Here is a 12,968-nt window from a genome sequence, read left to right on the forward strand (position 1 = left end):
TTTTTCAATCCTGAAATATAAATGTTTACACGAAATTCCAGGTCATTGGTAGTCGAGCCAGGTGGTAGCTTTGCATGATTTATCGGTTTTAAACCTGATCCAGCGGGCTGAAAACCCGGTTGGGAATGCAAATGAAACGGTCTGTCCCGGGCTGACGGTGAACGTTTTGTAGGTCATCCAGGGTCCGTTGCCGACGGGATCCGCCTCGAGCGTAAAGGTTACGGCCTCTTTGGCGTCGTGCGACAATTTCAGGTTCTTTTTGTCGTAAAAACCAATCAGGTAAGGGTCCGAGCTTTCGCCTGCATTCGCCCGGGTATCTTTCCACGGGCCGCCATGGCCGGTTGGTTTGCCGAGTTTCCACAGGTCATCGATCGCCCCGGCCCATACTGCCGCCTTTTTATCGTCGGAAACAATGATGTGGTCGCTGTTGACCATCGATCGGGCGTCGATACCCGTCATGACCAGCAGTCCGCGATAGGAGGCGTAGTCGTGAATGCGCAGGTTGTGCGACGAAACAGGCCGGATTTTGGCATAACCATCGGCATTCTCGGCGGGAAGCTCGTAAAATGTGCCGTGGCAATTGAAAAGATCGCGCTCGGTCGCCACCTCGCGGCATATGCGTAATGCCGCCTGGTTGGTGAGCCCGGTGAAAGCTTCATTACCCAACGGTAAGCGCCAGCGGCGGCCCTTATCGTCGACCACGAGCACGGAGGAGGCTTCTATGGTCACCACCTGCCTGGGTATGGCAAATTTCTTTTGAATGAAAGCGTGCATTTTAGCGTCGTCGCGGCGGGTGAGCTTCATATTACCATCCAGCTCGTAGTAGCCCCGGTCGGCGGGTGTTACGCCGCTGAAATCCGTCGCCGCAATGCCTAGCACCCGCCGGTTTTCGCCCAGGCCATACAGCAGCCCGCCGTGGCTCTCGGGCGCATGGGCATTGCTGAGTCCTTTAAAAATCGCGTTCGGGGCGTTCTCCCGTTTGTCGTCGGAAGCATAGGCAAAGTGAACCGTAGCACGGGTAGCCTTTTCGGGGCGGACGCGGACCCATTCTCCCAATTCGGCGGCCCCAAAAGCCACGTTCTCCGAGGAATTTGCCCCTACTTTCACCGTTTTCAGCACTGCCCATTTGCCGTCACCTTTTTTATCTACCTCAAAAACAAAACCCGTTTCACTGTTTCCCTCATTGCATACCCACGCGGCGCGATATGCCCAACCTGCGAACAGGAACGGTTCCGAATTTTCACCGGCTTTCAGGGTCTCATTAAGCCAGACGGAGCCTTCTGCGGAGTTCGGGCCAAGCTGGTCGGGCTGGTTAAGGGGTGTAAACCAAAGATTGGAATTGGATTGTCCGGGACCTTCTATCCCACCCTTGGCTTTGCGTTTGTTCAAAAACTCACGCTGGGCCGAATCGTCGCAGCCGAAAACGAGGCGCTCGTTCCACCGGGTAAAATCGCCGATCACTTTCAGGTAAGCCGAGCGCGGGCGGAGTCCGGCACTGTTCTGCGAATTGAACTGCCCCGGAAATTTCCAGAACATGCCGTGCATGGTCATCAGGTAATCGGCCTGTTGTGGCGTACCAACGTCACGAATGCGTGGCCATTCGGTATTCCAGCCGTGGGCACCGTCGTAGGCGTGGCTGGTCTTGGGCAGGCGGTAAAAAGTCCATTTTCCATGGTCGCGCACGCCGAGTAAAACTGATTTGTGATCCCAGCCGGTAGCCCAGATCGGGTCGGTAGCCGGATTTTTGTTGCCGTAAATCCCGCCCGGCCCGGTAACCTCCACAAACTGGTTGCGGCGGATAACCTTCCAGTTCTTCCCGTCCCATTCGGACAGTGAACCCGACTCGATATCGAACTGTTTTTCGGCCTGCTGGCCCGGCTCTCCATTGTTGGAATACACCGCCACGCCCTGGCCCGAATAAAAGCCCTTTCCATGCGTGCCCGGCAATAGCCCTTTCGTCTGGTAGATAGCCTTATTGGCCTCCTTGTTGTGGTCGACGTTACCATCTTCGTAAAGCATTTTGGGGACGAGCGTTTTTACGTCCACTTCATAAAAGCCCTCTTCCATGGTACCGTAAAGGATTCTCCCGGCGGGATCGGTCAAGTGGCGCGCATTGCCTGTATGCCTTCCCGGCATTGCTTTGTAAGGAATCGTGCGCACCTTGCCTTCGCTATCGATCGCGTATGGCCCGATAAAAAGCTGGTTACTTTCCCGGTGGACCATTCGGTTGGCAGGTGTACCGCCAATGCTTTCCGGGCGGACGGTCTGTTTCAGGTCGGCGCTAACCTCATACAGCTTATCCGAAGATCCGAAGGGCAAATGCGGGCCGTAGGTTACCGCCCAGAGCTTCCCCGCCCAGGGCACCACCACGCCGGTACCGCATTCCCCCTCATTGTTATACATGGCCAAATGCGGGTAAACGCCGCTATATGAACGATAATTAGGCTTTTGGGCGGCACTCGGTTGGTGTAGTCCCATCACCGATGCGGCCAGTAATGCCCACACACGATTTTTGTTCATCGAAAAAGTCATTGTTCTGAAAATCAAAAGGATTATATCCCGCATTATTAACTGCCTCACGGGAAAGTGAAAATTAATATCCGGCATTCTGGGTAATGTTTGGGTTCACACGCCGCTCCACTGCCGGGATGGGCCAGAGATATTGCCGGGATTTGTCGAAATTACGCTGGGAAAGCACTTTCACATCGGTGCCGAACCCGGAGTAATCTGCCACCCCGTCCTCATCCAGCGGCGTCACACCGGGAAAGGGCCATTTTGCGCGGTTTTGCGCGGCGGGGTCTGGCAGGCCTATCACCGGTGTCGATAAAACTTTCTCGGCGAGTTTCCAGCGAATGAGGTCCATATAGCGCAACCCCTCACGCGGGAACTCCACGCGGCGCTCCCGGCGCAATGCTTTGCGGAATGCAGCGGCGTTGGTAGTGGTAATGGCCGGATACGCATTCGTTTGCTCAGCACTCAAGCCATACGCCCTCGCCCTGATCTGGTTAACAGCGTTCAAAACGCTTCCGTCGATCTCCCCAAGCTCCATTTTGGCCTCTGCGTACGTCATGAGCATTTCTGCGTAACGGATGACAATGGCGTCGTTGTCCTCCACGAGGCGTTCGGGCCAGGTCTGGTCGATCCCTTTTTTCCAAAGCAGGCCTGTGAAGCTGGCAAATGCGGCCACGGCGCGGGTGTCTTTGTTGGGAACACGGCGATTTTCTTTCGAGCTGAACACCGTTAGGGAATCCGGGTGCGGCATGTAATTATAGCCGAGCCATTGCGTGTTGAACTCCACAATCGTCGCGGTCAGCCGCGGGTCACGGTTTTTGAAAGGCGTTTTGGGATCATACAATGCCGATTCGTCGATCGGCTTCCCGTCCGTGCATTCGTAGGCGTCCATCATGTCACGCGTGGGCAGCTGCGCACCGAACCCGCCCGCATTACGCGAGATGTTGTCCTGCACATAACCCGCGCCATTGAAAACCTGCTGCTTTTCATCCCTGGGCACGCTAATGATAATTTCCTTACTGGTTTCCCCGGCTTTCAGAAATAGTTGCGGATAGCTTGCGTGCAATGCATAGACGCCCAAATCCATCACCGCTTTGGAAGCGTCGCGGGCGAGCGCCCATTTGCCCGTGTACAAGGCTGTGCGGGCTTTGATCGCCAGCGCCGCACCTTTCGTCAGCCGTTTTGTTTCCGAAGCGCCGTAAGAAACGGGCAGGTTAGCAGCGGCAAAATCGAGTTCGTCGAAGACGAATTGCAGGACCTCGGCCTGGTTTTTACGGGCCACGTCGTAGGATTCTTCGAGTGCAATGGGCTCGGTAAGCAGCGGGACGTCGCCGAAATGCGTGATCAGCCGCGAATACTGGTAGGCGCGGATCAGCCGCATTTCCGCTTCCAGGCGCAACATAACGGCTGCCGGGGTATTGGCAGCGGCGCGTTCCTTGTTGGCCAGAAACGAGTTGACGCGCGCTATAGCTTTGTAGGAATTAAGCCAAAAGGTTTGCACGTTGGCGTCGTCGGCGTTCATCGTGCCGCCTATCACGGCGTTGGTAAGCTGCCCGCGGTGCCATTCGTTATCGCTGAACAGCTCATTATCGTTGCCCCAGAATGCGAGCCGGTACAGGTCGTTCACAGCCAGTTCGAGCTCGGTCTGATTGGAATAAAATGTGCCGGTCGAGGCTTCGGAAAGCGGGTTCAGATCGAGGGTATGGCAGCTGGTCGCGCCCGCCAGGATCAATATAAATAGGGTCTTTTTCATGTGTTATCGGTCAAAAAAGGGTTTCTAAAACCGGATGGTGGCACCGGCCATTAAGGTGGCTACGATCGGGTACGAATAGCTTCCCGATTCCGGGTCGAGATACTTGGGGAACTTGCTGAGCGAGAATACATCGTTGGCCGACAGGTACAGCCGCAGCGACTGTACACCCGTCTTTTTCAGCGCATCCTGTTTCAGGGTGTATCCCAAAGTGATGTTTTTCAAACGGAAATAAGCCCCGCTCAGCAGCCAGTAATCCGAGAGCGCATAATTGGCAGCATTCGAGGTGCGGGAAAGCCTCGGATAGGCCGCTTTCAGGTTCTGATCGGCCGTATTGTTGTTACTCCAAAATTTCCCGACCATTTCGGCGGGCATATTACCGAATGCTTCTGCAAAAGGCTGTGTCACTTCCGAGCTGAGCCGCGCCAACTTTTTGGCAACGCCCTGGAAAGTAATAACCACATCAAGCCCCTCATAATCAGCACGTAAATTGCCACCGTAGAGATAGCGCGGCAATGCGCCTCCAAGCAGCACCTTATCGTCAGTCGTGATCTTGCCGTCCTGACTGATATCCACATAGCGCACATCTCCCGGTTTTGTAGTCACATTCAGCACCGGCGCTCCTTTGATTTCGTCCACCGTTTGGAATAACCCATTTGAAACATACCCAAACCACTCATTATACTCGCTGCCGTTGCGCACGATCTGATCGCCGCGGAATTCGGTCCCTTTCAAATCGCCAACGGTCGATTTGGCATCGGACAGGTTGGCCGAAACGGAGTAGTTCAGCTTGTTAATGCGGTCGCGCCAGGCCAGTTCCAGCTCCCAGCCCTTCACATTAAGCGTTCCGGCGTTCTGGTTGGGTTTGTCATAACCGAGGTAGAGCGGGATGTCGAGCGGCAGGAGGATATTCGTGGTCGTCTTTTTGTAATAATCCGCTGCCAACGTGAGCCGGTCGTTCAGGAACGAAGCGTCGAGGCCAATGTCGGCTGTCCGGCTGGTTTCCCAGCTGATATTCTCCACCGCGTACACCTGCTGCGCGCCGCCGGTGAGCGGTACAACGCCCCCATTTTGGTAAAATAATGCCGTTGAGAAATCGATGGTGGCCATGTAGGGATAATAGGCCGGGTTACCATCCTTATCGAGCAGGCGCTCATTGCCCGCCTCGCCCCACGAACCGCGGAGTTTCAGGAACGATAACCAGTGGTTATTTTTGAGAAACCGCTCTTCGGAAATCGTCCAACCTGCGGAGACTGACGGGTAAACAGCCTTCCTATACTGAGCTGCGAACCGCGAAGAAAGGTCAGATCGCAGGTTTCCCTGGATAAAATATTTGCTCTTAAAATTGTACTGCAACCGGCCGAAAAACGAATGCAGGCCCGATTCGTTCGCACTGCCGGAGTTGTCACGCAGCTCCGTCGAACCCGAATTGAGGTAGGGAAATCCCGTCAATGCAAACCCGCTGCGCGATGCGCCGAGTGATTCCTGTGAGCGGTAGTTTTCCTCAAAACCCGCCAGAATATCAATAGTATGCATGGAGTTAAATTCCCGCGCGTAATTGGCCAGAAACTGTCCATTGATCGTCATACCTTCCGAGCGGCCCTCGTTGAGAACCGTCCGCGCCTGGTTCACGACCGTGCCCACGGTGCCGTCGGGATTGGTAAAGCGGATCTGTTTGGAGAAGTATTTGGTTTTGTCCAGATCAAACACCGGCGCTACCAATGCCGTGAGCGTGAGGCCGTTTACGGGTTTGTAGTTGAATTGCATCCTACCGCCGAGCTGGTTGTAAAGCTGTCTCGTAAAGCCGCCCTCGCGAAGCTGCGCCAGCGGGTTACGGCCATCCTTACCCACTGCGAGCTTGCCGTTTTCATACACATCATCATAAATCGACGGCATGATCCGCGCTTCGTAAATGGGGTTGTACGTGCTGTTGGGAAGCTCGTTGGCACTGCCTTTGTTGGCGGTGCGTTTGTAAAAAACATCGAGGTTTACGCTGATCTTGTCGTTCACCTGCATATCGTTATTCACCCGGAACAGGTAGCGATCGTACGAACGGTTATCATAGAATGCACCGGAACTCGCGTAGCCCAGCGAGGCCTTTGTTTTGATCTTGCCCGTTCCGATCGTGAAAACCAGGTCGTGGCGCTGGCGCGGGGCACTCTTGCGGGTGAGGATCGCTTTCTGCCAGTCGGTGTTCGGGAAACGGTCGGGATTTACCCGGTTGCTATCGAGATAAGAAGCGACGTACGCATCGGCAAATGGCCCGGCGGTGGCACCGTCGTTGACAGCCTGCTCGTTGAAATACCGCATATAATCCTGTACGCCCACATATTTCGGTGTGGCTGTGGCGCGCTGCACGCCGTGTTCGTAGGTATATTCAAGGCTCCCCTGCCCGCTTTTGGCGCGTTTAGTAGTCACCAGGATTACGCCTGCCGCCCCGCGCGAGCCATAGATCGCCGCAGAGGCCGCGTCTTTGAGCACCGTAATGTTCTCCACATCGCCCGGATTCACATTATCAATGCTCGCCACGGGCACGCCGTCGACAATGACCAACGGACTATTGGTACCGATGGTGGTAATGCCCCGGATGAGAATGCTGGAACCCGAGCCCGGCGCGCCGCTGCTGCGGGTTACCGATACGCCTGCCACACTGCCCTGTAATGCGTCGGACACCTGTAAGGTCTGCCGCCCGCCCACATCCCGTGCGCCTATGGACGAAATGGCGCCGGTGAGGTCCTTTTTGCGCTGGGTACCGTAGCCCACTACCACCACTTCGGAAAGTGCGTTATCGCTCAGTTTGAGCGAAACGTCAAGCCTGGTTTGCGCTCCTGGTACAATATCCTGGCTTTGATAACCGAGAAAAGAAAAGGTGAGTGTGACGGTTTCGCCAGCCGGCAAGGGAATTGAGTAGTCGCCATTCGCGTCCGTTACCGTCCCGCGCTGGGTGCCTTTGACCACGATACTGACGCCCGGCAGTTCACTCGCGCCCTCTCCGGTCACCTTTCCCGTGAGCTGGCGTACCTGCGCTGCCAACGGGCCAAGCGAGCCAAAAAGCAGAACGCAGCCAAGTAGAATTTTTTGTCGCATATTTTTCCAATATTTAGGGTTTCGTGCTGTTCAGGGCCCTGAGTGGCACAGTTTAAAATTTGAGTTAGCAAATATAAAATTGGACATTACGGTGATTTTCAAATACGCTTAGCCAGTTCGCTATCCAAAATTATGGACAACCTAAAAAGCTGACATACAGAAGCTTATTGCATGAATATCATGGAGAATGGACAAGACAAAGCGAGCTCTTTAGACCTCCTCGATCGCTGTTGCCAACTGGTTGCCGACACCTACGGCAAACCCGACAGTGCTGAATGGACAAATGGCGACTTCATCAGGCTTAGCAACATCCTTTATAAAAAGACGCACGTACAGATCAGCCCGAATACGCTGAAAAGGATTTTTGGGAAGATTAAAACCGATGCACGGTACTATCCGCAGAAGGCCACGCGCGATGCACTTGCGCGTTATGTGGGATTTGTGGATTGGAATACGTTTGGTCAGATCCGGCCGGAACCGGTGGTCGCGCAGCCTGTGCACGCGGATGTGCGTGAAGTACCGGAAACGGCGGTACGTCCGGCGGTGCCACAGCGGAAAAATAGTTTCCGCCGCGTGCTTCCGGCCACATTTGCATTGGTGATCACGCTCTTACTGGCATGGCAGGGCGTTGTGTATTGGCGAGGTGAAAAGGCGGTTATCAGCTTGTTTTGTAAAAATCCCGAAGGTGATAATCCCCATTCCGCCATATTCGTGCTCCGCGGCTTTGACGATCCCGCACAACTTGCCGACGGATACGAACTCGATTTCGGAGATGGTGAATCCAAAGCGCATTTGAACGATGAAGACAGCGTTTACACGCATTATTACGAAATTCCGGGCCGCTATTACGCCACGTTGCAGCGACGCGGCATTACCCTCGACACGGTGCCCGTGTACCTGCATACCAACGGCTGGACCGCCACCGCGACCATGATGCACGATACCACGCGGGTATACCCGATCGACGCACCGTCACTATTCAAAAATGGTTATAACAGCATTACTTCCAGCGAAATAGCCCGCTCGGGCGTCGATACCAGCCGTACATTTTTTGTTTATTTTAAAAACAGCTATCCCACCGGCATCGATGGCGATAACTTTGAGCTGTTGATCGACGTCAAAACCTCTCTTCCACGCCCGGGCGTCCGCTGTTCGCAGGTACGGCTAACCCTATACGGCGACTCTTCCAGCCACATGGTCGACATCATGAAGCCGGGCTGCATTCATTGGAGCAAACTGCAATTTTCCAATTTACAAAAAGACGGCCGCTCGGACGGCCTCAGCTTCCTGGGCGCAGACCTCACCACCGGCGGCACGATCCGTATAAAAGTCGTGAACCGCCGGGCGACATTACAGATCAATGGGAAGGAAGCATTTACAGGCGCCTACCATAAGCCGCTGCGGCACATTTACGGGCTGGACATTATGTTCGCGGGCATCGGTACCGTGCGGTCGGTGCAAATGCGGGATTTAAAAACGGGGAAAGAGTTTGCTGGGAATTTTTAGGATAATTCAGCCGTTTCCGATCCTCTTCCTCCTATCCACGCTTCCCTGATATTTAGGCCCCGGCGGGGCCTTCTGTTTGTAGCAAAAAAGAATGATGCAACTGGCATCCAGGCTCCGTAGGTGCCGCCTGTTCATGCTAAGCGGCACCTACGGAGCCATCGATCGTTTTCCAAATACCACGTCCTACAAACAGGGGGCCGCGCTGCGGCCACAATGAGAGAAACGGAGCGTATTGGTATAACGTCGTTTCCGGCCCTCTTCCTCCTATCCACGCTCCACCGGTATTTCGGCCCCGGCGGGGCCGCCTGTTTGTAGCAAAATGATGTAACCGACATCCCGGCCCCAGCGGGGCCTCCTGTTTGTAGCAAAAAAATGATGCAATTGGCATCCAGGCTCCGTAGGTGCCGCCTGTTCATGCAAGGAGGCACCTACGGAGCCCACCTCCTACAAACAGGGGGCCGCGCTGCGGCCACAATGAGAGAAACGGAGCGTATTGGTATAACGTCGTTTCCGGCCCTCTTCCTCCTATCCACGCTCCACCGGTATTTAGGCCCCGGCGGGGCCGCCTGTTTGTAGCAAAATGATGTAACCGACATCCCGGCCCCGGCGGGGCCTCCTGTTTGTAGCAAAAAAATGATGTAATTGGCATCCAGGCTCCGTAGGTGCCGCCTGTTCATGCAAGGAGGCACCTACGGAGCCATTGATCGTCTTCCAAATACCACGTCCTACAAACAGGGGGCCGCGCTGTGGCCACAATGGGGGGCGGAGCGCATTTGGTATAATACCGGAGCGCGATTCCCCTAAACAGCGAGCCGCGCTCCGGCGGGGCGGATGTTCGGATTTTTCATTATCTTTGTGCCCAATATGTCAAGGTCTGAAACTACATATCGCCCATCTGCTGACATTGCAGCCTGACGCTGGTCCTCTGAATTACTTTCACTTCCGGACCCGCGAAATTCCCCTGCTTTGATCACATTTTTCCACGCTATGCGCGCCACGCTATGCGCGCGGACAGGCGATGTGCTGCCCATAGCTCAGACTTTTACAACCATGACATCTTTGACTTCATTCGGGTGGAATACCCATTTTGAACAATATTTCCATACTTACCAGGCACAAGGACTCGAAGCCGCACGCGTGACGGCGATCGAAGGCTTCCGGCATAAATTAGCGACCGAAACCGGGCCCGTCGACGCTACACTTTCGGGCGCTTTGATGAACGGCGCCGACAATTGGGACCTGCCCAAAGTCGGCGACTGGGTGGCTTTCAAAGCCTACGACCAGGAGGGCATTATCATTGCCGTGCTGCCGCGGGTGAATGAGCTCAGCCGCAAATTGCCAGGGCGAAGCATCGAAAAACAGGTAATCGCGACCAATATCGATACGGCGTTCATCGTGCAGGGCCTTGATCGCGATTTTAACCCGATGCGCTTGCAGCGGTACATCGTTCAAATCATGCAGTGCAATATCCGGCCCGTGGTGCTGCTGAACAAACAAGACCTGGTCGATCATCCGGAGCGTTACCGCGACGAAGTGATGGCATTGGGCTACAACTGCCCGGTGCTGTTGCTGAACGCCACCGGGCAGGAAGGCTTGCAAGAATGGGCTGCGGAACATTTGCGGCCCGGCCATACCTATGTCCTGGTCGGTTCTTCGGGTGTGGGTAAAAGCACGCTCGTCAACGCGCTGCTGGGATTTCGTTTGCAGGAAGAAGGCGCAGTCAGCGATTTTAACCAAAAAGGAAAGCATACTACTGTTTCACGGAACCTGGTACTACTGCCGTCCGGCGCGATGCTGATCGATTCGCCGGGCATGCGCGAGTTTGGTGTCACGCTCGAAACGGACGATCACAGCCTGAACTACCACCCATTACTGGCCTCGCTTTCGGCAGAATGCCGGTTTCACGATTGCACGCACCAGCATGAGCCCGGATGTGCGGTGGTTGCGGCTGTGCGTAAAGGCGAGCTCCCGCAGGAGGTTTATGATAGTTATCTAAAAATCAGTCGCGAACAGGCACATTATCAGACCGATTCGATCGAACGCAAGCGGACCGAGCGGCAGTTTGGACGGATAGCCAAGCAGGTAGTCCAACACCGGAAGCAGCGGAAATATTAGGTTAAAAAGAAAAAGAGGAACATGCCGCCCCTCTCTTTACTCAAACTACAATGAAATCATGTCCGGAGACCGGACAGGGTTAAAAAGTATCGTACCTAGGTTGTCTAATGAGTTTTGATGAAATCACCTAGTGAACGGCATTGATGAAGGCAAGCGATCAGTAAAAAGCCCCGGCGCGATAAGGCTGCCGGGGCTGAATTGAAACTTTAATATCCGGGATTTTGAACGATCTTTTTGTTCTGGTCCACCACCGGTTGCGGCACCGGGTTCATGTACATTTTCTTCGTGAAAACGTGCGGGTGGTTCAGGCCGACGACTTCGTACACCCATTTGCCTTTGTTATCATTGGGCGAGGTGTTCGTAATTTTCATGCCGTGAAAATCCTTGTTCATGACGTCTTCGGCAATTACCCAGCGGACAATGTCATAGAACCTTTTGGCTTCAAAACACAGCTCCACCCGGCGCTCGCGGCGGATTGCCTGGCGCATTGTCTCCTTCGTCAGACCGGCAGGTAATTCAGGCAGATTCGAACGTTTGCGGATCGCGTTGATGGCCGAGTATACCGAAGCATCCGGGCCGGCAGCCTCGTTTTGAGCTTCGGCGTAGTTCAACAAAACCTCTGCATAGCGGTAATACACATAGTTTTGCCCGCTGGCGGCGCCTCCGCGTGGCTTCAATGGATTGATTTTCTTTTTGAAATAATAACCGGTATTACCCACGTCGTCGGTACCGAAATCGATCTGATTTTTGGAAGGCCTTACCTTATCAATACGGGTGTAGATGGTATCGGTTTTGGCCATCCAGTCCTGCTTATAAGGCGCGCCGTCGTAAACAATGAAGTCGTAAAAGCGCTTTTCCCGGTTTTTATACGGGTTTTGCGGATCATAGCCGGAAGTCGGGTCAGCAATGGGTTTGCCATTCGCCATCGCAAACTGGTCTACAAGCTCCTGCGTCGGACAGTAGTTACCCCAGGTGTAATATACGCCGTCGATCCACACCGGGCCACCGTACTGTTCGTAGTTGGAGCCCATGATCACGGCTACTACCTGGCGGTCCCAGATCACCTCGGAGTTATACTCGTTTTTCTCCCACCAGAATGCGTTAATGTCGGGGAACAAAGCATAAGTACCACCATAAGTATCAATGAATTGCTTGTTGGTGGCCGCGGCTGTGGCCCAGCGTTTGGCATCAAAATTGCCGAAACCCACGAGCTTGTTGGGATCTGCCCCCGCCGCCGGTGTAGCCGCATTAAATGCCGGACTTGCAGCGTACAATTCCAGCCAGCCTTTCAGCGCGAGCGCCGCACCGAGCGTTGCGCGACCGGCATCGGCGTCGCCGTTGCTGTACTTGACAGGCAATGCCTTGTTGGCCACGATTTCAGCCAATTCCTTGGTGATGAAATTGAATGTTTCCTCGAATGTGGCGCGCGTGCGGTAAAGCTCCTCTTCGCCCATCGTGTTGCGGTCGAGCACCTCCGTGATGATCGGCAGACCGCCCAGGTGCATGAACAGCTCGCTGTAATAGTAGGCCCGCATAAACCGCACCTCGTCGATGCGCTTTTTACGGTAGGCCTCCGAGAAATTGGCCGAGTTTTCGGTCACTTTCTCGATAAAAAGATTGCATTTCCGGATTTTAAGGAAAGCAGCCGCCCATGACGCGTAATCCGTAGCATTGCCATTCGCATGGTCCATCGGCGTACCGTTGTTTACGGCGGGGTCCACAATGCCCTGCCGCCAGGAATAGGATTTCCAGTAGAAACCCGCGTCGTTGTCATCGGTGAAATTGTCGAGGTTGTCCGGCGAGTTCCATTTGTTGGAGAGTACGGCGTAGATGTCGTTCAGGAACAGGTCCGCATTGCCTTCCGACGACCATTGCATTTCGTCGGTCAACCGGCTTTTGATATCGTTCTCCAAAAAGTCCTCATTGCAGGAAGTCGTGCAAAGGCCGATGGCCAGCAGCGCGAGCGAAATTGTATATTTTATTTTTTTCATTGGTTCGA

At 54.4% G+C, this 12,968-nt stretch carries 6 protein-coding genes; 2 read left to right on the forward strand and 4 right to left on the reverse strand.

The features are described from left to right. Positions 1–42: 42 nt before the first annotated feature. The 3 genes from AAHB90_RS26945 to AAHB90_RS26955 all read right to left on the reverse strand — a co-directional run bounded on the left by AAHB90_RS26945 (position 43) and on the right by AAHB90_RS26955 (position 7,348). The gene (locus AAHB90_RS26945; protein WP_446717934.1) at positions 43–2,520 is read right to left on the reverse strand and encodes a hypothetical protein; all 2,478 of its coding nucleotides are present in this window, start codon (positions 2,518–2,520) and stop codon (positions 43–45) included. Between the two features lie 73 nt (positions 2,521–2,593). Beyond that, positions 2,594–4,264, reverse strand: coding sequence for a RagB/SusD family nutrient uptake outer membrane protein (locus AAHB90_RS26950; protein WP_342088341.1), 1,671 nt, complete (start codon positions 4,262–4,264; stop codon positions 2,594–2,596). 24 nt (positions 4,265–4,288) lie between these two features. Continuing rightward, positions 4,289–7,348: a SusC/RagA family TonB-linked outer membrane protein gene (locus AAHB90_RS26955; RefSeq protein ID WP_342088342.1), complete on the reverse strand. Its 3,060-nt coding sequence runs from the start codon at positions 7,346–7,348 to the stop codon at positions 4,289–4,291. A 180-nt stretch (positions 7,349–7,528) separates the two neighbouring features. On the opposite strand from AAHB90_RS26955, the gene AAHB90_RS26960 reads away from it, so the two are divergent. Together AAHB90_RS26960 and rsgA are read left to right on the forward strand one after the other, a co-directional pair. Next, positions 7,529–8,854 carry a hypothetical protein gene (locus AAHB90_RS26960; RefSeq protein WP_342088344.1) on the forward strand — a complete coding sequence of 442 codons (1,326 nt, stop codon included), beginning with the start codon at positions 7,529–7,531 and terminating at the stop codon, positions 8,852–8,854. Positions 8,855–9,820: 966 nt separating this feature from the next. Next, complete coding sequence (rsgA, locus tag AAHB90_RS26965) at positions 9,821–10,969, forward strand: ribosome small subunit-dependent GTPase A (protein WP_342088345.1); 1,149 nt, start codon at positions 9,821–9,823, stop codon at positions 10,967–10,969. A gap of 206 nt (positions 10,970–11,175) precedes the next feature. Here rsgA and AAHB90_RS26970 read toward each other — a convergent pair. Further along, positions 11,176–12,968 (reverse strand): RagB/SusD family nutrient uptake outer membrane protein (locus AAHB90_RS26970; protein WP_342088346.1); only part of this gene is annotated, 1,793 nt, incomplete at its 5' end.

The organism is Dyadobacter sp. OTU695, from assembly GCF_038440355.1.
In the GTDB taxonomy this organism is placed as follows: domain Bacteria; phylum Bacteroidota; class Bacteroidia; order Cytophagales; family Spirosomataceae; genus Dyadobacter.

What these genes read in the sequence shown, in the direction of transcription:
- AAHB90_RS26945 (WP_446717934.1), bottom strand. Translation starts at nt 2,520, where the DNA reads ATGAACAAAAATCGTGTGTGGGCATTACTGGCCGCATCGGTGATGGGA.
- AAHB90_RS26950 (WP_342088341.1), bottom strand. Translation starts at nt 4,264, where the DNA reads ATGAAAAAGACCCTATTTATATTGATCCTGGCGGGCGCGACCAGCTGC.
- AAHB90_RS26955 (WP_342088342.1), bottom strand. Translation starts at nt 7,348, where the DNA reads ATGCGACAAAAAATTCTACTTGGCTGCGTTCTGCTTTTTGGCTCGCTT.
- AAHB90_RS26960 (WP_342088344.1), top strand. Translation starts at nt 7,529, where the DNA reads ATGGAGAATGGACAAGACAAAGCGAGCTCTTTAGACCTCCTCGATCGC.